Source organism: Nostoc sp. ChiQUE01b (genome assembly GCF_034531255.1).
Taxonomy (GTDB): Bacteria; Cyanobacteriota; Cyanobacteriia; order Cyanobacteriales; family Nostocaceae; genus Nostoc.
In genome coordinates this window covers 1-22,165 of record NZ_JAVRBM010000047.1, presented here as the reverse complement: position 1 = coordinate 22,165, position 22,165 = coordinate 1, and the positions used below count along the sequence as shown (strand labels likewise).

13 protein-coding genes are annotated in these 22,165 nt (G+C 40.4%); 5 read left to right on the top strand and 8 right to left on the bottom strand.

Features of this window, described 5'->3' with window-relative positions:
- Nucleotides 1-242: 242 nt before the first annotated feature.
- Both RMY63_RS26095 and RMY63_RS26090 read left to right on the top strand, forming a co-directional pair.
- The gene (locus tag RMY63_RS26095; RefSeq protein WP_322731486.1) at nucleotides 243-608 is read left to right on the top strand and encodes a Lin0512 family protein; all 366 of its coding nucleotides are present in this window, start codon (nucleotides 243-245) and stop codon (nucleotides 606-608) included.
- 810 nt (nucleotides 609-1,418) lie between these two features.
- Entirely contained in the window at nucleotides 1,419-2,777 is a 1,359-nt protein-coding gene (locus tag RMY63_RS26090) for a Rieske 2Fe-2S domain-containing protein (protein WP_322731485.1), read from the top strand.
- A gap of 443 nt (nucleotides 2,778-3,220) precedes the next feature.
- Here RMY63_RS26090 and RMY63_RS26085 read toward each other — a convergent pair whose 3' ends face one another.
- Nucleotides 3,221-4,903: a tetratricopeptide repeat protein gene (locus tag RMY63_RS26085; protein ID WP_322731484.1), complete on the bottom strand. Its 1,683-nt coding sequence runs from the start codon at nucleotides 4,901-4,903 to the stop codon at nucleotides 3,221-3,223.
- Nucleotides 4,860-6,212 carry an AAA family ATPase gene (locus tag RMY63_RS26080; protein WP_322731483.1) on the bottom strand — a complete coding sequence of 451 codons (1,353 nt, stop codon included), beginning with the start codon at nucleotides 6,210-6,212 and terminating at the stop codon, nucleotides 4,860-4,862. The genes RMY63_RS26085 and RMY63_RS26080 overlap by 44 nt, the downstream gene beginning before the upstream one ends.
- Before the next feature lie 251 nt (nucleotides 6,213-6,463).
- On the opposite strand from RMY63_RS26080, the gene RMY63_RS26075 reads away from it, so the two are divergent.
- Entirely contained in the window at nucleotides 6,464-7,048 is a 585-nt protein-coding gene (locus RMY63_RS26075; RefSeq protein ID WP_322731482.1) for an Npun_F5749 family FMN-dependent PPOX-type flavoprotein, read from the top strand.
- A gap of 403 nt (nucleotides 7,049-7,451) precedes the next feature.
- On the opposite strand, the gene cysE is transcribed toward RMY63_RS26075, so the two are convergent.
- From cysE to RMY63_RS26060, 3 genes are all read right to left on the bottom strand, one after another.
- Nucleotides 7,452-8,216, bottom strand: a complete 765-nt coding sequence (gene cysE, locus RMY63_RS26070) for a serine O-acetyltransferase (RefSeq protein ID WP_322731481.1) — start codon at nucleotides 8,214-8,216, stop codon at nucleotides 7,452-7,454.
- 147 nt (nucleotides 8,217-8,363) lie between these two features.
- Entirely contained in the window at nucleotides 8,364-8,855 is a 492-nt protein-coding gene (locus RMY63_RS26065; RefSeq protein WP_322731480.1) for a hypothetical protein, read from the bottom strand.
- Between the two features lie 416 nt (nucleotides 8,856-9,271).
- Nucleotides 9,272-10,933, bottom strand: coding sequence for a DUF3352 domain-containing protein (locus RMY63_RS26060; RefSeq protein ID WP_322731479.1), 1,662 nt, complete (start codon nucleotides 10,931-10,933; stop codon nucleotides 9,272-9,274).
- Between the two features lie 158 nt (nucleotides 10,934-11,091).
- Here RMY63_RS26060 and RMY63_RS26055 point away from each other — a divergent pair, with 158 nt between their 5' ends.
- On the top strand, nucleotides 11,092-11,424 hold the full coding sequence (locus RMY63_RS26055; protein ID WP_322731478.1) for a rhodanese-like domain-containing protein: 333 nt from the start codon (nucleotides 11,092-11,094) through the stop codon (nucleotides 11,422-11,424).
- 458 nt (nucleotides 11,425-11,882) lie between these two features.
- The gene (locus RMY63_RS26050; protein WP_322731477.1) at nucleotides 11,883-13,055 is read left to right on the top strand and encodes a heat-inducible transcriptional repressor HrcA; all 1,173 of its coding nucleotides are present in this window, start codon (nucleotides 11,883-11,885) and stop codon (nucleotides 13,053-13,055) included.
- 296 nt (nucleotides 13,056-13,351) lie between these two features.
- Here the strand turns inward: RMY63_RS26050 and RMY63_RS26045 are convergent, their stop codons facing one another.
- The 3 genes from RMY63_RS26045 to RMY63_RS26035 all read right to left on the bottom strand — a co-directional run bounded on the left by RMY63_RS26045 (nucleotide 13,352) and on the right by RMY63_RS26035 (nucleotide 20,923).
- Complete coding sequence (locus RMY63_RS26045; RefSeq protein WP_322731476.1) at nucleotides 13,352-14,782, bottom strand: response regulator; 1,431 nt, start codon at nucleotides 14,780-14,782, stop codon at nucleotides 13,352-13,354.
- Between the two features lie 44 nt (nucleotides 14,783-14,826).
- Entirely contained in the window at nucleotides 14,827-17,712 is a 2,886-nt protein-coding gene (locus RMY63_RS26040) for a hybrid sensor histidine kinase/response regulator (RefSeq protein WP_322731475.1), read from the bottom strand.
- 175 nt (nucleotides 17,713-17,887) lie between these two features.
- Nucleotides 17,888-20,923, bottom strand: a complete 3,036-nt coding sequence (locus RMY63_RS26035) for an amino acid adenylation domain-containing protein (protein ID WP_322731518.1) — start codon at nucleotides 20,921-20,923, stop codon at nucleotides 17,888-17,890.
- Nucleotides 20,924-22,165: the final 1,242 nt, after the last annotated feature.

Here is a 22,165-nt window from a genome sequence, read left to right as displayed (position 1 = left end):
CCTCCAGTCAGACGTTGAGTCAGAGACTCAATGAATGCATTCCGATACGGAGTATGGGAACGAGGAAAGGCTTATCAAGCTAGATTTTTAGGACTTGTGTGTAGACTGTAGGCTTGCAGGTAGGGGAGACAAAGGGTAGCTTTGGCGGGGTGGGGTTGTTATTTGTGCAAAAGGTCTATTGGAGAATTTCGTATTGCTATGCAATATAAAGAATAAAGATACAAGATTTACCGAAGGTAATAATGGCGCGTAAACGGTTGATTATCGAGATGGGGATGGGAATAGATCAGCATGGACAAGAACCAACAGTAGCAGCATCTAGGGCAGTACGAAATGCCATCGCTCACAATGCTTTACCTGGTGTTTGGGAGGTTGCAGGTTTAAGTCATCCCAATGAAATGATTATAGAGGTTCAAGTAGCAGTTCCATACCCAGAACAAGTTAGAGAAGAAGAGGTACTCGCTGTATTACCATTTGGTAGAAAAACCCTCACCGTAGAATCTGGGGGGATGGTAGTTCAAGGGCGGGCGATTGCCGAACTCAATGATAAAAATGACGAAATGTTGATTGCGATCGCTGCTGTTACAGTTCTAATCGAAGATGAGTAGCTGAGGCAATTCCTCTATAAACAAATCACTAATTGGATAAATTTTTTATCCTTGCTTACGGTTCAAAGATTTTAGGACTTACGCAAGAGTCACGGAATAACGAACCACAGAGGCACAGAGAAGCCAGTGCGCCCTTGCGGTTCCCCGACTTGTTCGCGCGCAGCGTCTCCCCTTCTCCCAAAGGGAGAGGCTAGCGCCAAGGGAGAAGCAACTGGCGCGTCACGGAGAAATGAGAGTTTCAAAGATATTTTGCGTAAGTCCTAGATTTTACTGAAAAGCTATTAAGTTATTTGATCGCCGACTTTTTTTGTGCTAGTGCGATTTTTAATCTTAAGTATATTTGCTGATTACTTTATCAAAAAGCCTTATTGCTTTATCAAAAAACCTTATTACTTTATCAAAATACTTAAATTCTTTCTCAAAATGACCTTTGACTTACTCAAAATGCCATTTGACTTACTCATTTTGGTGTTTTCCGCAAGCAAAAGCAGCTTTGACTTATTCAAACCCCAGTTTGCTTTCTCATTTTAGTGTTTTCCGCAAGCAAAAGCAGCTTTGACTTATTCAAACCCCAGTTTGCTTTCTCATTTGGGTGTTTTCCGCAAGCAAAATGTTCTTTGACTTACTCAAACCCCAGTTTGCTTTCTCATTTGGGTGTTTTCCGCAAGCAAAACGTTCTTTGACTTACTCAAAATGCTTGAATGCTTTCTCATGGTTAATTTTTGAAGTTTTACCCTAGAAATGTTCTATCTATGGGACTAAAGATTTGCTAATCCAAAAGTATAAAATAATATAAACCTGGAGAAAAATATGTCATTACAAACAGAAACACTACAGGCGACACCACCAACTTCTACCTTTGAGACGCTTGAGGAGAAGCAAGAATTTAACTGGAGGCAATGCTGGTATCCCGTCACCTTTGTGCAAGACTTGCCTGCCAACCGCCCTCATAGCTTTTCCTTGTACGATGAACCTTTGGTTTTGTTCAAAAACAAAGATGGACAATTTATCTGTTTAGCAGATCGTTGTCCTCACCGTACAGCCAAACTTTCTGAAGGACAAATTATTGACGGCAAAATTGAGTGCTTATATCACGGTTGGCAGTTTGGCAGTGATGGTGAATGTGTGCACATTCCCCAATTACCAGCAGATGCAAAAATTCCAGTCAATGCTTGCGTGCCATCCTTTAAGGTAGTAGAACGCCAAGGCATGATTTGGGTGTGGGCTGGCGAAAAAGAAACTGCTGTTGATGAAATTATTCCAATTTTGCCAGATTTAGATAAGCCAGGATTTGTGTGTGCAGACTTTATATTGGATCTGCCTTATGACCAAACATATCTAGTCGAAAATGTCAGCGATCCTGCTCATGTTGCTATTAGCCATAATGGCACTAGAGGGGGTGGTAATCGTAAAAATGCCCAACCGCTAGAAATGGAAGTACTAGAGAATTCGGCTCAGGGGGTTAAAGGCAGGTGGCGCGGAGCTAACAAATCAAATGAAGCCTGGAAGTATATTGATTTTGTTGCTCCAAATCTTGTGCTGAACACTGCTTATATTGAAAAAAAAGATTGGACATTTGGACTAGCTTTGTATTCAATTCCTTTAGGTAAAGGGCGATGCCGTCTTTTAGCTAGAGGTTATCGTAATTTCATGACTTGGGGAGTCAAGCTGAGGCCGCGCTGGCTCGATCACTTGAATACGAACAAAATATTGGAGCAGGATTTGCCTCTGATTGCGGGACAACAGGCAGAAATTGAGCGCTTGGGAAGAAGTCTCAAAGAATTATATTTGCCGCTGAAAACATCTGACACATTAGTGATTGAGTACCGCAAGTGGCTAGATAAATTTGGGTCATCTTTGCCTTTTTATCAAGGCTATTCCACGTGGAAAAATGTTGAGAATGGCGAGTTGAATTCAAAGCCGGTTTTGTTAGACAGGTTTTCACGACATACACTTATTTGTAGTTCTTGCAATCGAGCTTATCAGGTGACAAATAGAATCAAACAAGGTTGTATCGGGGTAGCGATCGCTCTATTTGCTGTCGCAATACTTGCAGATGATTCTAGAATCAAAATCGCAGCAATATCGGTTTCCATCGCAGCAATTGTCATGTCTGTTATGGCTCATACACTCAAAACTCACTTTGAGCATTCCTACACTCGTCACTAAAATTGGGACTGGGGGTTGGGGACACTTCGGCAAGCTCAGTGCATCGCTGGGGACTAGGGCGTGTTTTCAAAGTCTTAGATCCCCCCAACCCCCCTTAGAAAGCTATGCATTATAAACATGTTTCTTAACAGAAAAGTTGACACAAAGGAGAAAAAGTAGACTTCTTGCATAAATCCAAAATAAGAACCCCACCCCGCCTTTGAATTACGTCAAAGTCTCCCCTAAGAGCAGGCTCTTAGGGGCTGGCAGTGGGGTTTAGGGGACTTTTGCAAGAGTTCATTAATAGAGTTCAAAGACTCATTCACGAGTATCAAAGACTCGTCCGCGAGTATTAAAGGCTCGTCCACAAGTATCAAAGCCTTATTACAGCAGTTTTCATTTACTTAAATTACACTTTTGCCTTCTTCTTTGCACCTTTGCGTGAAACAAAAATCTTTCAGTAATTACGAATTACGAATTATCCTATCAAGACTTGCACTCACACTTTCAGCATCCGGTGACTTCAATCGCTGCAAAATCTCTAAAGCTGGTTGCAAATAGGATATCGCTTTAGTATATTCACCTTGCTGTTCTGCCAAATGTCCTAACCACCACAGAGTCATTGCTTTACCTTGGACATTACCAATGCGTTCTTTTATTTCCAAAGACTGATTATAGAGTTTGATCGCTTCATCGACATCCCCTTTGTCGGCGTAGATACTTGCTATGTTATGCAACGTTAGTGCTTTCCAATAAGCATTACCAATATGTTCAAAAACTTCCAAGCACTCATGGTAAAGTGCGATCGCTTCATCGACATCCCCTTTATTGGCGTAGATACCTGCCAATTGGTGCAACGTCGCCGCTTTGCCTTGGACATTACCAATGCCTTCTTCTATTTCCAAAGACTGATTGTAGAGTGCGATCGCTTCATCCACTTCCCCTTTGTTGGCGTAGATAATTGCTAGGTTATGCAAAGCATCTGCTTGGCTTTTGACATTACCAATGCGTTCAAATATTTCCAAAGACTGATTGTAAAGTGCGATCGCTTCATCCACTTCCCCTTTGTTGGCGTAGATTATTCCCAGACAGTGTAACGTTGCCGCTTGACCTTGGACATTACCAATGCGTTCAAATATTTCCAAAGACTGATTGTAAAGTGCGATCGCTTCATCCACTTCCCCTTTGTTGGCGTAGATTATTCCCAGACAGTGTAACGTTGCCGCTTGACCTTGGACATTACCAATGCGTTCAAATATTTCCAAAGACTGATTGTAAAGTGCGATCGCTTCATCCACTTCCCCTTTGTCGGCGTAGATTATTCCCAATTCGTGGAGAACGCTGGCTTTGATTCCTGCTAAATTTTCATCTTCTTCAGTCAACTTCAAAGCTTTGAGTAAAAAATCTTCTGCTTTTTTCGCCTCACCAATACTACTGTAAGCAACCCCTAACTCTTTTGAAATAGTAATGCGGGTACGTACATCAGTTGATTCTTCCATTAGCAAACGCTCAAGTAAATCAATCCGCTCTTGCCTTTCTGGTAAATCTAAACTTCCTAATATTCTCTCCGACTGAATAGTTTTTTCAATAGCCAACTCTTGAGTAGACTCGACTGTTTGAAAATAAAATACTCCTTTTCTCCATGCCCAAAAATCTGGAGCATATTTTGCCAAACGTGTTAAGGCATGATCTGGCAGAAATATCAGTATAGGGTGAGGAACACTATTAGTAAAAGCGTCTCGGACAAAGTTCAAGTCTTGCAGTACAGGGGGATATTCTCCAGATAAACCAATAGACTTTTCTAAACCGATAACAATTAAAACTAATTTTTTTTCTGGTTCTAAATGAATTCCTTTTAAATCATGAATAATTTCATCCCTTAAAAAACGCAAATTAGGATCGGCAAAATTGAGAAGTTCAAACTGAATCTCATGACATTGAGGATGGTTGTTGAGGATTTCAATTAAAGTATTTCTATCTTCAGCAAAATTAACAGCAACGAACCCAATCGTTAACTGAGTGTCAGCAAAGTCAATAAAGGTTAACAGTTCCGCTAATGACTGCTGATTTATTTGCACAAAAGTTTCTTTTGCTAAATTTAACTCAGGGGTTACTTGTGGCTGATTTGACTGCTTCTTGGAAAGCATAGATTTGCCTCACAACTGGATTAACATAATTCCAGCGATTTTTGCCGTTATACTCAAAAACCCAAAGACTAAATAGCATTAACCTGCCGATTTCATCCTTAGAAACATCCTTGTTGATATATACCGCAGCCAAAGCAGAATAGTATTCTGTTGATATACTCCGCTCAAAATTAAACTGCTCTTGCTTAATCGCATAAGTGATATCATCAGCAGTAACTTTCTCATGCTCACGAGTTGCTGCTGTAATAAATGCTTTTGATGCTATTTGCATCAATTGGCGGATGTGACCGCCGCTTGCTTTGGCTAAATCTACCAATAGTTGACGCGATTCAAACACTGCGTCTACTTCAACTCTTTGTTCAATTAAACTCGTAATTGCTGTTATCCCCTCATCATTATAATCTAGCTCGTTTTTGTCTTTTTCAAACTCATATATGTTAACCATCGGCACAATATTAGGTGTGTCGAAAGTGTTAGCCAAATTATTTTCAGAATAGACTATAGAAATTGGCGCTGTATAGATAATCGTACAATGTAGACTTTGTAATTGAAATGCATAATCACAAAATAAATGTTTAGCTACATTCGGAGGAACCCTGTCTAAGTTATCAAATATAATTAAAAATCCTTTTTCATATTCCGGGTATTTGGATTTAAGCTTGACAAAAGCATCACCTAACAACAAATTTATATCTGCTTGTAAACGACCAATATCTTTTTGTAAATTCTGACGAACCGTCTTTCTTTGTTTGTCAGCACCTTTAATTTGAGCTTGTATTTTACTCAATAGTTTTGAAATAAAGGGAATTTTTATACCTGCTTCTGCCTGAACACCGACACTTACTGACCTTTCAACTGTTTGTTCAGTTTCTTGAGTAATTTCTTTAAACCAAGACTCAAAATTGTTTAAAAGTTTGGCATCAAAATTTAATTCCGATGCGTATAGCACATCAGCAACTTTTTTAATAATTACCAAATATAAATCTGTGTATTCTGCGTCTAATATATCTAGTTCAGCGTCGGCTTCTATATAAATAACCTTATATTGAGATTCCCATTCTTGCTGAATCTTCCTTAATTCTGTACTTTTACCGCATCCCCGATGTCCAGTGAATAGAAGGCTGCAAAATTCGGCGGGTTCCAGAAAATCTAAACGTTTTTTAACAGTACTAATTGCCTGTGTCTTGCGAACTTTTGATAAATCAACATAATAACGTTCAATATCTCTATTACTCACTAGAGGAGCTACATCACAAACACGAAAAGCAGCTTTAAGGGTATTAGCACGATTAGCGGGTAAGGAACTCATTAGGTATTATTTATATTAAGAATTTATATATAGCAACAGCCAAGCTGGTTAGGACATCAAAAGATGATAAAACTTAGACACCAAAAGACTTTTCACCCAGTCCCCAGTCCCTTGCTATATATTACAGCAACAAAATCTTAAAGCTTTATAGCGTTAGAGAACTTTTAGGAATCACTGGCGCTCAACCAGGAGTATTGAAATGGTAGGATGTTCAAGAATACCTGGCGCTAGATTACCAACAGAATTGTATAATGTCTCTTGCTCCTTGGCGAGGTGCGATCGCTCATGCACTCCATCGCAACCGCAGCCTTGTTTATGCCCGTTACCTGCAACTAGCAACGCTACAGACAAACGGTCGCCCTCCTAATCGTACCCTAGTCTTTCGCGGCTTTCTAGAAGATACAAACCAGCTAAAATTTATCACCGATAACCGTAGCGCCAAAACCGACCAGATACAGCAACAACCTTGGGCAGAAGTTTGCTGGTATTTTCCTAATACACGAGAACAATTCCGCATCACTGGCTGTTTAACCCTAGTAAGCGGTGATGATTCTGACCACAATCTACAGCCAGCGCGGATCGCAATGTGGCAAGAATTGAGTGATGCGGCGCGTTTACAGTTTGCTTGGCCGCATCCTGGTAAACCCAGAGTTGAAAACCCAGAAGCTTTTGCACCACCAGCACCCGAACCCATGCAGCCAGTGGCTAATTTTTGTCTACTGCTACTCGATCCGGTGCAGGTAGATCACTTAGAATTACGCGGCGAACCACAAAATCGATGGCTTTACCACCGTGATGACCAGCAAGAGTGGTCTAGCCAAGCGATTAATCCTTAAATATTGGAATAGAGACGCAATTAATCGCATCTCTACAGGAGTTAGGAGTTGGAAACTGCAAACCTGACATTTATGATTTTTATCTAACAGAATTCAGGAGTCAGGAGGAGGCAGTGCGTTGCGGTGAGGCAGTCCGCGGTCTTGGGGGTTTCCCCCATGAGGAACTGCCGAACCCGGAGGGAGGTTCCCTCCGTTGTAGCAACTGCCGTTCAGAATTCAGAATGAATAACCGGGTTTAAGACCCCCACCAAATTTTCAATTTGGTGGTCTTCAATCAGTGGGGGATTCAGACCCGCCACTCATTGATTCTGACCGGAGGCGGAGCTTTCCTTGCTCCGCTCCTGAATTCTGACTTCTGAATTCTTCTTCAATCCTCACTCCTCACTCTTAACTTCTCACTTTTTTAAATGCCAGCACCATCTAGAAATTCCTGGATAGTCTTATCCTTGAGGTTGCACCAGCGAGTATCATGGGTTAGCTCGTCCTCTTTCGCTGCTAAAGAACCCACTAAAACAGGAGTTTTTTCTGAAGAATTGGTGCGCTGAAGGGTTTGTATTTGTTCTTCCAAAGCCTCAATCCGGTCTACTAAAGCACGAATTACTTGAGCTTCTGAATCTGGTAAGTTATTGTGTTCAAGAGGTGAAACCCGAACTCCAGAACGATACATAATGCGCCCAGGCACACCTACCACAGTACAGTCTGAAGGCACATCTCTTAAAACAACAGAACCAGCACCAATACGGACATTATTGCCAATTTGGATATTGCCCAGTACCTTCGCTCCAGCTCCAACTACGACGTTTTCGCCCATAGTAGGATGGCGCTTGCCACATTCTTTACCAGTACCTCCAAGGGTGACACCTTGATAAATTAGGGCATAGTCGCCGACAATCGCAGTTTCACCAATTACTACACCCATCCCGTGGTCAATAAACACACTTTGCCCAACTGTTGCACCAGGGTGGATTTCAATTCCAGTCAAAAACCGAGCCAAGTGAGAAATCAGGCGCGGAATAAAGGGAAGACCAACACTATACAACCAGTGAGCCAGCCTATGGAATAACAAGGCTTGCAAACCAGGGTAACAAAATAAAACTTCCAACCAGTTACGGGCAGCTGGGTCACGTTCAAATATGATACGAAAGTCAGCACGCAGTATAGATAGCACGAGATAGCACCCTCGGAAAGCACAACAAGCTACTATCCCATATTATCCTTTCAGGTGTTACACGTAAAAATTGGGCATTGGGCATTGGGCATTAGTTATTAATCACCTAACTCCTAACTCCTAACTCCTAACTCAGCACTCCCTATTTCACTGCTGCTCCACTTTCAGAGTATAATCCCGCTTGACCCCAGGATTAAATGTACCTACCCAAATCCGATAAGTGCCCCTTTTCCAGTTGCGATCGCTAACGCTAGCATCTTTACTTTTGCCAGTATCATCGCCGCAACGAATTGTTGTTTGACCTGGGCCTTGGATGATTAAAGTGGTGTCGTTGTTGTTGCTATCAACTTGGATTGTTAGCTGGGAAAAGTCCTTTTCCAAAACCATAATGTGATCTGGTTTGGGATCGGCAAAGCCAATGCAGGCTCTTTGATCGCGATCGCGGTTACTGATGGCAGATAATGAGTAAGAACCACCTGTAAACCCCTGCACTGTTACTTGTGCTGAATCAAAGCTTGTTAATAATTTGAAAGTACCAAAGTTTGCTGTTTGTGCTATTGCAGGGGTAGCTGTGATGGCGGTAAGTATAGCTACCAACCAACCGCCGCGAAACTGAAGTCGGGGGCAACAGTATTTCATAGTAGCCCTCCAACAGGCTTTTAAATGAGTAGTGATATATACATATTCTAGTGAAAAAATTACAGTGATATTTCAGTTGGTTGTGCCACATTAAAATGTGCCACAGTTAATGTTTTAGAAAATGGACAGCTAATTGCTAGGTTGTTTCTCAATCTAGACAGCAACATTAACAGGACTTACGCAAGATGTCCCTGTAAACCTGATTATTGCATAGCGGTAATTCATGAATTACCGCTACTTTCGTTATGTTTTGCGTAAGTCCTAATTAAATCGCGCTCGTTGATAGTGGGGCATTTTGGCAATCAAGCCATTAATTAGTAAATGCTACACAATATCTACGTAAATATTATGAGGTAAGAAAGTACAGAAGGGAAAAGAGTTTTTTCCCTTCTGTACTTTGAGGTTTTATGAAAATCTCACGAATTATGGAGTTTGAAAAAAACGCCACCTTTGAGCGATCGCGTGTCAGTTCCATAACTACTCACTGTGAGCGATCGCAGGTTGTTAAAAAATGGTTTACCTAAGACTTCCACTAATTTGAGAATCGGTACTTGACGCTCTAACAAATTCTGGCTCTTTGTCCAGTCAAGATATATATAGCCTTGGTTTGGTAGGGGAATTGCAGCGATACTATCTTTGAAATTGGGATTGTCAATTATGGAATTACCCTTGGTTGTGAAAATTTCATTGATCGTCTCCAAGTCAGACGCGAAAATCTCGTAATTTCCTAAAGTTGTATGCAATCCCCGCACTTTTGTTTCAATGCTGAAAGATGCTCCTTCTTTAACATCACTTTTTTTTGTAGCTGTGGTTAACTCTGTCCAAGCGGAGATTTTTTGCTTGTCTATATTCAGGGTATTGATGCTGAGTCCGTTGGATGAGGCGATCGCATCTAATCGAGCAACGCCTTGTTCTACACCTTCGGATTTTTCCACCACAAAAATCCAATGTGGGGTTGTTTGCTCTTTGTCAGGTAACAATGCTATAGCATATTCTCCTTGTACCCAGCTAAAAATATCCTTTGGTAAATTTATACCCCAGCGTTTTTGAACATCTGCCAAAGGTTTTGCTAACCGAGAAACCACATCTTCCTCAGAACCATAGATAGTTGCTGTTGCTTGTCTCCAGAGCTTGGCTAAATCGCTGTCACCCAAATTACTCAAATTCGAGCCGGAAATTGCTAAACCTGCGGATGCTGGAACATACTGTAATGCTCTCACAGGTTTAGATAGTGGTGCAGATGGAGGGACAATTTCCGATGAAGTCAAAATGGTGGTTTCTGCCAGTAATCCTTTAGGATTTAACACCAAGGATATGATTTGACTGTTATAAAGTTGTTCTGGTAACTCTAACCCTTGCCATTTTGCAACGATGGGAAGATTCAAGAAAGCTACAGCTAATCGCCCTTTGAGCCGTTCTTTGGTAGCTTTTTGGTATTCGGGTGAGCTAGTCAAATTCAGATCGGGCGCTTGGACGTTATTGATAGCATCTCGTAGTACTTTCAGATCGTTGGCAAATAAGACAAAGCTTTCACCGACAACAGCACCAGCAAGCAAGTTTTGTTCTGGTTGAGAATTATCAGAAATCAGTTTTACACCTTTATATTGTTCAACAGCTAAGTTTGCCCCAGCTAAGGCTCGTTTAGAAAACAACAACTCGACAAACTCGCGGCTTTTCTGTGGTTGCTTGGTTGCTAATGCCAACAAATACCCTGGCTGTTGTCCGTTTTCTGGGTCGCGATCGATATCTAAGGTAGCGATCGCTAATGTAATTTCGTCCCCTAACCAGGGTTGAATGTCTTGTTTGTAATCTATGCCACTCTTGGCGAATAAACTGGTTTTAAGTTTAGATAGTTCCTCTTCGCGCTCCAACGCCTGCAAACGGTCAGGATTGGTCAATAACGAAACCATTGCAGGAGAAAGTTTCGACACGAATATGGCTGCACCAGGCCCAGAGCTAGAAGCAATGAGGTTAGCCGGACTTTTAGCGAAAAACCAGTAAAAGCCTGCGATCGCAATTACTAGCAGGGCGATCGCCCCAGCTACGATAAAACCAATAAATGAACGTTGCCTATTCACATTAAACCTATTAAAAAAGACGGTTTACAGCCATTTAAGCAGAAAGCCTAGCAGAATTAATCAACCCTCTTGAGAATGGATACTCATGCAAAGGCAGAGATTTTCTGTCACCATAAATAGGATTAGGACTGTTTATAGGGAATTCTTTTAGTCAACCCATGAACCAAATTAGTGTAGAAGAACTGGCGCAACGTCTTTCTTCTAGTGATACAAGTATTCAGCTCGTAGATGTGCGGGAACCAGAAGAATTGGCGATCGCTAGCATTGAGGGCTTTGTCAACCTACCTTTAAGTCAATTTGCCGAATGGGGAGATCAAGTACCTACCCTCTTCAATCCCCAAGCTGAAACCCTGGTGTTATGCCATCACGGCATCCGCTCTGCTCAGATGTGCCAGTGGTTGATTGCTCAAGGTTTTACAAATGTGCAAAATATTTCGGGTGGTATTGATGCTTATTCCCTACTAATAGACCCTTCAATTCCTCAATATTAGCTTTTTCAGATACATCACTGAGATGGAACTTACCCTTCCATCTGGCGTTTGCTATGCTAAAAGCAGAAGTACATCAATTTATAGCCTTGCTGGAAAGTTTAGAATTTGGGTATCAGGTACATCTGCACAAAACTTTTCGACTGGCCCTTCAGCATTAGCCCTTGCACAAAGATACGTATCTAATAATACTGTTGCAAGTGGAAAGTTGTGCAAAAATACGGTTAGAAAGAAGCATCGTAAGGGTACATTATAATTAGCAGTTTTTACAAAAAAGTTGAACTACTATTTCAACCCTACTCTTAAAAAATGTTGTATGTATATAAAGTTTAAAAATACTTATCATAATATAGTTATATAATTTGCTATCTTAATAAATTATTAATATTTTCTGTTTTTGATTAAATTTACAAATTTCTTCAGAGTTTGATTAAAATTTGCCTTCAGCAAAACATACCATAATGGAAGTTCAGTTAACAAATCGACAACAGCATATACTTTGGGCAACGGTACGTCACTATATTGCTACGGCAGAGCCTGTTGGTTCAAAGGCTTTAGTTGAGGAGTACGATCTGGGCGTAAGCTCGGCGACAATTCGCAATGTCATGGGCGTTTTAGAAAAGTCTGGATTGCTCTACCAACCACACGCTTCTGCTGGACGTGTACCTTCAGACTCAGGCTATCGCATTTATGTTGACCAGTTAATTACACCTTCTCTGCGTTCGCGCAGCGTGTCGCAGACAGATGTTACGCGTAGCTTGCTTCCACGTTCGCGCAGTGTCCCGCAGGGAGGTGGTACGGAAACTTTAGGGCGAGAAGTAGAGGTGGCATTGCAAAAGCAGCTACAGTGGCAAGATCGGAGTTTAGAAACCCTACTGCAAGGAGCCGCGCAGATTTTAGCAACCTTGAGTGGTTGCATTAGCTTGATCACTATGCCGCAAACGACCACAGCGCTATTGCGACATCTGCAATTAGTGCAAATTGAAGCCGGACGGATCATGCTGATTGTGGTAACTGATGGTTACGAGACACATTCCAAATTGATGGATTTGTCGCCAACACCAGAAGAAACACAACGGGATTCAGAGGTAATTGATCGCGAGTTGCAGATTGTTTCTAACTTTTTGAATAGTCATCTGCGGGGGCGAAGTCTGTTGGAATTAGCCTACCTCAACTGGAGCGAACTAGATCAGGAGTTCCAACGTTACGGGGAATTCTTGAAAAACTCAGTTGCCGAATTGACTCGTCGCACTCTTGCACCAACCGCAACCCAAATTATGGTTCGGGGTGTGTCAGAAGTTTTGCGCCAGCCGGAATTTTCCCAGTTACAGCAGGTACAAACGATTATCCACCTGCTGGAAGAAGAACAAGACCAACTGTGGCGATTAATATTTGAGGAACCAGAGCCGGAAGATGGTGATAAACCAAAGGTAACGGTTCGCATTGGTGCAGAAAATCCATTAGAACCGATACGTACCTGCACCTTGATTTCTTCTAACTATCGTCGAGGTTCGATACCCGTAGGAAGTGTGGGAGTTTTGGGGCCAACGCGCCTAGATTATGAAAGTGCGATCGCAGTAGTAGCATCTGCTGCTGATTACCTCTCAGAAGCTTTCAATTATTTCAATCCTTAAAAGTGACGCTCCTGTGGACGCTCGTTCGTGCAGTGTGCTGCTTGTGCTGCTCTCCCGACTCGCTACCACTGCACTAATATCGTGTCCGGTGAAAGACTTATCACTAAGACCGCAGTTCTTGCTGGGGGCACTTAGCTGGGGGAAAGAGGGTTTTCCGGTTTCTGCATAGATTACGGGAATTATAACTAATTAACCGGACATGACATAACAGATTGCCAAAAGCCTGTGCTCCGACTCGCCGCTGTGTCTGGAGTGGTTCGTTACTCTTAACTCCTAACTCAGCACTTTCAAGTCAGTTAACTCTGTGTCAAGAATTCAAATAAATCTGGAGATGGCTGCCATTTATAATAAGAGAATGTTGACTGCCGAAGTGGAATTTGAATTACAAACTCTGTCCCTTTACCTGGATTAGAGATACAACACAATGAACCACCGTGTTGTTCAGTAACAATTTGATAGCTAATCGATAGACCTAAACCTGTACCTTTACCAGCAGGTTTAGTTGTGAAGAAAGGATCAAATAATCGTTTTTGAATTTCCTGGGATATTCCAGGACCATTATCAATAATTCTAATTGCAATATATTCCGCTTCTACAATATGTGTGTAAATCCAAATAGTAGGGGGAATAAAACAGTCATAAGTACCTATTACTTCTTCCAAAGCATCAATCGCATTACTTAAGATATTCATAAACACTTGGTTCATTTTTCCTGCATAGCACTCAACTTTAGCTAAATTCCCATATTTTTTAGTGATGTGAATAGCCTGATGCGCCGATTTTGGATTCAGGCGATGTTCGAGAATTCTCAGTGTACTATCAATACCCTCATGAATATCTACTGTTTTAACTTCCGCTTCATCATGACGGGAAAAAGTACGGAAAGACTTGACGATTTCACTAATTCTTTCAGCGCCGATCTCCATTGAGGAAAAAAGTTGTGGTAAATCTTCAATCAAGAATTCCAAGTCAATTTCTTTGATTTTTTTCTGAATATCGGCAGTGGGATGAGGACACTGAATTAGATAAAGCTGTATTAGCTCTAGTAAGTTATGGATATAGTGATTAGCATGATGAATATTGGCATAAATAAAATTGACTGGATTATTAATTTCGTGAGCAACACCAGCTACTAATTGGCCTAAAGTAGCTAATTTTTCTGATTGCACAAGCTGAACTTGAGCTTTTTGTAAAGTGTGGAAAGCTTGTGAAAGTTCTTTAGTTCTTTCTGCTACCCGCTGCTCTAAATCCTGAGTCAGCTGCTGCAACGCAACTTCTGCGGCAATACGTTCCTCAATTTCTTGTTTCAGACGCAGATTTTGCTCCTCCAGTGCTGTGCTGACATTTCGCAGTTGCACATGAACTTGGACACGGGCTAGTACTTCTGCTTGTTGAAACGGCTTGGTGATATAGTCTACAGCACCTAGCGACAACCCTTTAACTTTATCTATAGAGTCACTAAGAGCAGTCATAAAAATAATTGGTATATCTTTTGTGTTGGCATTAGCTTTTAATCGCCGACACGTTTCAAATCCGTCAATTCCCGGCATCATCACATCTAACAATATCAATGCTGGTAAATCGTATTCAACTTGTCTGAGAGCACTTTCGCCACTAGTTGCCACTGCAACGTCAAATCCCGCATCTGTTAGGGCTTCTGAAAGCACTTCTAAGTTGGTGGAAATATCATCGACAATTAAAACTACATTTGTGTCAGATAGATGCATTATAAACCCTGCCAAATTATTAATGTGATTTAAAAATCGAAATTTTAAAAATTATTTGTTTTATGAAACTCTTGAATAAAGCTTTGAATCTTTTCGACTTGAAATTTTTTAGTTAACTGATAAATTTCTTGAGCAAATGGAGTTAATTCCTGATGTTCTTCTGTTAGTTGTTCTAATTCCAATTGTAAAGCTTTAATACGACCTTTTAAAGCAAGTTCATATAACTTAGACAGAGCTTCTGGCGGTGGAGGTATTATTTGTTTTTTAAGAGATAAAAAATTTTGTTTTTGTTGTCCTATTTCTAAAGCACAAACATTTTGATTTTTTCCTTCAGAGTTTTGATCGTAAATCCATTGCAAGTTTAGACACTTTTGGAGCTTTTCTAGCAAATCAATTGCTTGCACAGGTTTGGTAAGAAAGTCATCACCACCCGCATCTAGACTTTTTTGGATGTCAGTCTTATATACACTTGCTGATGAAACAATAATCTTCACATATTTTAAATCAGGAGAATTTCGTAGATGATGTATCAATTCAAATCCATTCATCACAGGCATCAAGATATCGGTGATAATTAAATCAGGTCTACAATCAGTTGCTTTTACCAAACCTTCTTGACCATTACCGCATTCTATAACTTCAAATCCCAGAGGTTCTAGCAAATTAACAACTACTGAACGATTTTCCCAATGGTCATCTACCATTAATATTTTTCGTTTTTCACCCTGGAAACCAAGGATAGTTACTTGTGAAAAAACTTTAGATTTTTCTGCCCACTCTCTTGCTTCAGGTAGCTCTACTTCAAACCAAAAAATACTACCCCTATCCCATTGGCTTTGCACTTCTAAACTAGCACCCATCATGGCAATAATTTTCTGACTAATAGTTAACCCTAATCCTGTTCCTTGTGATTGCTTTTTAAGATCACCAACCTGCTCAAATGGTAAAAATATTTTTGTTAATTCCTCATTGGACATACCGACACCAGTATCTTCAACTTGGAAACGAATTTGATAGATTGATGCTTCTCCAGAAACGCTGCTTTTCAGCTTTTCTTTTCTAACTATAAATTTCACAAAACCTTTGTCAGTAAACTTGATAGCATTACCCAGTAAGTTAATTAAAATCTGCCGCAACCTTTTTTCATCAGCCTGGATACCTATAGGCAAATGTTCATCAGCTTCATATAAAAATTCAATATTCTTTTGTTCAGCTTTCATCCGAAATATTTCCGAAATTCCTTGAATAAATGAAGGAAAGTGAAAAATTGTCGGATACAGTTCTAGCTTCTGAGCTTCAATTTTGGAAATATCAAGAATATCATTAATCAAAGTCAATAAATGGGAACCACATTGACTAATAACCCTAATACCCTTTTGCTCTTTTTCAGTGAGATTTTTTGAGCCTTGAAGGATTTGGGCGTAACCTAAAATACCATTGAGAGGCGTGCGTAGTTCATGGCTCATATTCGCGAGAAATTCGCTTTTAGCTTTACTAGCGCTATCAGCTGTTTCTTTAGCCGCCTGAAGTTCAGCTGTGCGTTTATCTACTCGCACCTCTAACTCCTCATTGGTCTTTGCTAGAGTGGTGAAAGACTCTTGCAACTCCTGGGCCATTTTCTGAAATAAATATGCGAGACGACCTAACTCATCTTGTCGTGTTACATCCAGTTCAATGTTCCAATTGCCAGCAGCAACACTTTCAGTTGCTGCCATTAGTTTAGTTAAAGGAGAAGAAATTTGGCGACGTAAAATTAAAAACACCACCACAATTTCAATTAGCAATGATGTCAGACCCAAAAATATGACGAATTGAACAGTTATAAATGCTTTTTTTTGCAGAAATGATTTAGGAAAAACAGTCACCAGATACCAATTTGGCCCTTCAAGTTTGGTGACTGCTAAATACTCATCATTTTGGGGGTTGTCAACAATAACCCGATCGTGTTGTTGGCTAACTAATTTAAAAATGTTGCGTAAATGGGAATCTCCAGAATTTAATATCTCGAATTTGCCTTTTTCTTTTTGAATCTGTTTCATGAGAGCCGGATGAGCTAGCAATCGCCCATCTTCCCGAAAAAGCATGTTGTAAGTACCTTCTAATGCGTCGTTAATTGTACGATGCTGCAATTCACCAATAAAAATATCGTGTCCAATCGTGGCAATGTGTTTGCCGTTCATATCCACAGGTGTGACGCAGGAAGCCATCCAAGCCTTAGCTACTTGGTCGTAATAAATTCCTGTCCAGACAGTTTCGCGTTTTGGATTATGAGCTTTGTTGGTAATATAAAAAGACTCATCATCCGTGACTCGAAAAGATTTATCCTGGGGTGCATTCTGTACCCAAGGATAGGTGGGCATATAGATGGCAATTCCATTTTCTGGAATCTGGATGTAGGTGTTGACAAAGCGGTTACGCCATGCTGGGCCGTAAGCACTCAGCTCATCAAAATAGGCTACGACACGTCGTCTGATATCAGGATTTATACTGATGTTCTGGCCAAGAAATATGCCCGGAGATTTTTGAAGATCAAATTTACTCGCACGATTGCGAATAGTACCGTCTGCCATTCTGACAAACAGTTGGTCAAATTCAACTTTGGGATCGCGATCGCTCTGTGCTTTTAACCTTGCTAAGAGAGCCTGTTTAAGTAGGACATGATTTTCTTGGGCCAGAATAAAAATTTTATTTTCTCGTTGTGCCCGGAGTTGGACATATTTCTCAACCGCAGCCAATGCCTCAGTAGTAATGCTGGAAATCAGTTTAAAATAAGCAATACCAGTGGATACCACAATCACCACTCCAATGCTGACTGCGGTTTTGATTAGCGTTTGTTGTGTTAGCGAAGCTGTGTGCTGACATTGAGCAATATTATTTACCTTGGGCACAGATACTCGCATTTTTAACCCATTGATCCACTTTCTGCTCATTTTCACATCCTTTAAATGGCGTGCATGTTGGCAATTTTGGCGATCGCACTTTGTTCATAGTCTCCTTGCTTATCTAGATTTACTATCTCAGTACTGAGTGCTGAGTACTGAGTATTTTTTCTTACTTAAAAAATTTATTACTATGGTTAATGCCCCGCTCCTGGTGGGCGGTCTTTTAACTCAGCACTCGGAACTCAGCACTTTTCATTGAGTTTGTGGAAAAAACTAAACTTCTCCATTCACTACTGGAAACAGGAGGTTTTAAGTAACTACTTTCGCTGAAATATGAGAAGTAAGTCTTTAGTAATTCGCTATTTACTGGAGAACAGAAGATAGAATGGCGATTCAATTCATTGACGGTATTTTTTGACTTAAACTGAAATGCTCCTAGCAGTTTTTGAATGAAATTATACGTTAAAATGCTTACTAAGGGGGCTAGTGGATTTTCGGAATTGTGTTTTCCAAGTTGAAGTAACCTGTCATACCAAATTTCATAGGAAACCTGTTGTAGTGGATAGCCTATAGCCTCCATCCAGTTAACTAGTTGTTTCCACTCAATAGGTTCTGGATTTACAATGTAAAAAGCTTGACCACATATTTTCTGTTGGCGTGACAGATGGACGATCGCCTGACTCACATAATCCACTGGCACAAGATTTAATACTGCCTCTACCTCAGGGGCAATACCCATTTGAATACAGCCATTGATCATCCTTGGTAAGAAACCTGTGGTTGAGCATAAGCCTGTTTTACTGTGCCCCATGATGTTGCTTGGTCGATAGATGGAGACTGGCAAACCTCTGGTGTATGCCATTTTAACTAACTGTTCAGCGATATATTTGCTTTGTGCATAACCACTATGGAGATATGGGCCATTCGCAACAGTATCAGTATCTTCTTCTCTGACTATTGCAATACCATTATTCGTTGATGACAGAACATCCACGGTGGAGATGAAATGCATTGGCTTAATTTTGCTTTGGCTGGCTAACCGTAAAACCTCCTGAGTGCCCAAAACATTAACACTTTCCAAAGCTGAATAGGGATACACCATATTCACAGATGCCCCACAGTGGTAAATAATGTCTATCTTTTCTGCCAACCGAGAAAACTGTTGTACCTCTATCCCCAAAAGTGGCTTGCTTAAGTCTCCTAGAACCGGGATGATTCTGTCACTGAGGTCTTCTTGCCAGAGTTGATAATACTTTAGTCGGCCGATAATTCTGACTCTAGCTTCTTCAATACTGCTAGCACGAACTAGACAATAGATATCTGAGCGAGTTTGTTGCAGCAGTTCAAAGAGTAAAAAAGTGCCTAAAAATCCTGTAGCACCTGTTAATAAAAGATCCAATACAGGTTCGGTCAGAGTGTTTTGTGGGTGAATTGAGGAGTCTAGTAATATTTTTGTTTCTGGAGGTTTGCTTGGTATAGGAACGGTTGCGGCTTGACGGAGAGCTTCAATAGTTTGTGCAAGACCTGCAACGGTTGGCATGTGGAGAAAATTTTCTAAAGTTAACTCTAACTGAAATACTTGTCTGAGTTCGGCAATGAGTTGAATAGTTAGTAAGGAGTGTCCTCCTAATTCACAAAAATTGTCGTAAATACTAATTGGCTCTATCCCTAGTAGCTCAATCCAAATCTCAATTAGTTCTTTTTCTAATGAGGTACGAGGTGCAGTGTAATTTCCTTGCTCTCTTTGGAAGCATTTAGGGATAGGTAAGGCACGACGATCAATCTTGCCATTGGGAGTCATGGGTAACTCATCAAGCACGACAAATGCTGAAGGTATCATGTACTTAGGCAACTTCTGATGCAGAAAACTACGCAGAGTTTTGGGAGTGATGTCTTGTAAGCGATCTCCGGCAGAATTTGGCACTACATAAGCGACTAAGCGCTGATTACCTGGTACATCTTCACGGACAACAACAACTAGCTGACGGACTGCTGGGTGTTGACTCAAACGTGCCTCGATTTCTAACAGTTCAATCCGAAAGCCGCGAATTTTGACTTGATGATCTATGCGACCTAAAAACTTGAGATTGCCATTAGGCAAGTAAACTGCGAGGTCTCCTGTTTTATAAAGTCGTGACCCCGGTTGATTGCTAAAAGGGTTAACAACAAATTTCTCATTTGTTAATTCTGGAAAATTCAGATAACCACGGGCTAAACCTGCTCCACTAATATAAATTTCACCTTCAGCCCCATCAGGTACAGGATTGAGTCGAGAGTCAAGTAAGTAGATTTGGGTGTTGGAAATTGGACGACCAATTGATGGAATTTCTCTCGATTCTTTGTCTATTAAGGCAACGGTAGAGTAAGTGGTATCTTCTGTGGGGCCGTAGAGATTGAACACTTGTTGAATGTGTTTCAACTGATAAAGTTGCTGCACTAGGGCATTTTGCAACGGTTCACCTGCCAAGTTAATGGTGTTCACCGACGCCGGAATACCGTTCATTCTCAGTAATGTAGAAATCGCTGAAGGCACGGTATTAATCAAAGTTACTTGCGATGCGGCTGGCAAATTGGGTAACTGTAGAGCATCTTCAGCCAGAATAACCTTACCACCACAGCTGAGAGTGACAAATAATTCAAAAACCGATAGATCAAAACATAATGATGTTGAGCAGAGTACTCCTTTTAATTGTTCAGGAGTAAAAAATTTTCTTGCCCAGTCAATTAGGGCAACTGTATTGCGATGTTCCAGTGCTACGCCTTTAGGTCTACCTGTAGAACCCGATGTGTAAATCACATAAGCAAGATTGTCAGGTTGGACTTCACAGACTGGGTTATCCACAGACTGTTGTGCAATGTTTTGCCAATCACTATCTATACAGATAGTATGAGCTTGGTGTTGAGGAATCGATTTTAGTAAATGCTGTTGGGTTAATAAGATCGGAAGTCGAGTATCTTCAATCACGAAACCTAAACGCTCTTTAGGATAAGTAGCGTCAAGAGGAACATAGGCACAACCTGCTTTCAGAATCCCTAGCAGTGCAATTACCATGTCTAGCGATCGCTCTACACACACCCCTACCAAAGCTTCTGGTTTAACTTCTAGTTTCTGCAAATAGTGTGCTATTTGGTTCGCTTTTTGGTTAAGTTCTTCATAGCTTAACTGCTCATTTTTAAAAATAACAGCTACAGCATGAGGATAATTTTCTACTTGAATTTCTACTAATTTATGAATTAAATTTAAATCGATTTCTTGCATCACTTTTTTAAATTTTTGAGATTTTTCCGAAAATATCAGATATGAAAATACTACGACTTCTTCATCGTATTCATACTGAATATCTTGTTGATATTAGGTAGATATTTAGCTATAATTATCTAATTAGAAAACATACTTTTTGGAATACAAAAGTATATTTAGCTAGTAAAACCCTGATTAATAAATCTTTAAGACATCCCCAACATATACAAGTAATATTCATGCTACATATATAAATTTGAGGTGCGTAAATCATTTTCACTTAAAAATGTTTCAGATACCATAGTGACATTACTAGAGTTGTAAACAACTGTTTGTTGAAACTAGTATCTAATTTTTTAAGTGTTATTGGTTAGATGACGATATATTTTTTTAAGTTAAAACCAAGTAAAATCTGGCCTTTTCTAAAGGAACTATAATGGAAATTATCAAAAAGTGCTGAGTATTTTATTTTTATGAAAATGCCTAAAAATATATAAAAATTTTACACAAAATATTTATTTGACAATTCACAAACTATGGTTTTTATAAAGGATCTACATAAAACTCTCTACAATAACCAGGGGGGAGGGGGCAGGGGACAGGGAAAAAGAAAGGTACAAACCTCGCCTGCAAGTGGCACGAAAGCACCCCTGCTCGTTTTCTCTCTTGGTAAAAGCCACCCGCAAGTGGCGTGGTTTTTCTCCCCAGCTAATAGCTCCCTGCACCCCTGCTTATTTACTTTTGAAAAAACTCCGTATAACTCGAAAAGCCTGATTCCCTATTCTCTACTCCCTACTCCCCAGCTACGTAGATAATTTCAGAAATCAAATATGATTCCTATATTAAATTTGCTTGCACCGAAATTATTTCTCCTTCTTCTCTCTGTGCGTTTACCGTACTTCTACTTTTAAACGCAGCGTCTTTGAAGAAGAAGTTTCGAGCGGCCACCAAAGTTCTGTTCGCCCCTGTCACAGCCAGACGCTCTCTACGAGACTGGCATCGGATTTGATAGCAGAGGCATTTAGTTAAGCGGTTTTTACAAAATTTCTAGAACAGAATTTACCCAAAGTCCCATTTTTCAACGGATTGGGGATTTTCTGTTGTCGGTGCGTAAATCCTAAAAGAAAAATTTTTTGTGAAAGTCCTTTACAAAACGCAATAAGTTCTTTAAGATATGTAACAGGTAGTCAAACCTACCTGATTCGTAAATAACCGCAATCATCAAACCATGACAACAACCTTACAGCAGCGCTCAAGCGC

Excerpts from the sequence above, each read along its gene's own strand:
- RMY63_RS26095 (WP_322731486.1), top strand. The coding sequence starts at position 243 with ATGGCGCGTAAACGGTTGATTATCGAGATGGGGATGGGAATAGATCAG.
- RMY63_RS26090 (WP_322731485.1), top strand. The coding sequence starts at position 1,419 with ATGTCATTACAAACAGAAACACTACAGGCGACACCACCAACTTCTACC.
- RMY63_RS26085 (WP_322731484.1), bottom strand. The coding sequence starts at position 4,903 with ATGCTTTCCAAGAAGCAGTCAAATCAGCCACAAGTAACCCCTGAGTTA.
- RMY63_RS26080 (WP_322731483.1), bottom strand. The coding sequence starts at position 6,212 with ATGAGTTCCTTACCCGCTAATCGTGCTAATACCCTTAAAGCTGCTTTT.
- RMY63_RS26075 (WP_322731482.1), top strand. The coding sequence starts at position 6,464 with ATGTCTCTTGCTCCTTGGCGAGGTGCGATCGCTCATGCACTCCATCGC.
- RMY63_RS26065 (WP_322731480.1), bottom strand. The coding sequence starts at position 8,855 with ATGAAATACTGTTGCCCCCGACTTCAGTTTCGCGGCGGTTGGTTGGTA.
- RMY63_RS26055 (WP_322731478.1), top strand. The coding sequence starts at position 11,092 with ATGAACCAAATTAGTGTAGAAGAACTGGCGCAACGTCTTTCTTCTAGT.
- RMY63_RS26050 (WP_322731477.1), top strand. The coding sequence starts at position 11,883 with ATGGAAGTTCAGTTAACAAATCGACAACAGCATATACTTTGGGCAACG.
- RMY63_RS26045 (WP_322731476.1), bottom strand. The coding sequence starts at position 14,782 with ATGCATCTATCTGACACAAATGTAGTTTTAATTGTCGATGATATTTCC.
- RMY63_RS26040 (WP_322731475.1), bottom strand. The coding sequence starts at position 17,712 with ATGAGCAGAAAGTGGATCAATGGGTTAAAAATGCGAGTATCTGTGCCC.
- RMY63_RS26035 (WP_322731518.1), bottom strand. The coding sequence starts at position 20,923 with ATGCAAGAAATCGATTTAAATTTAATTCATAAATTAGTAGAAATTCAA.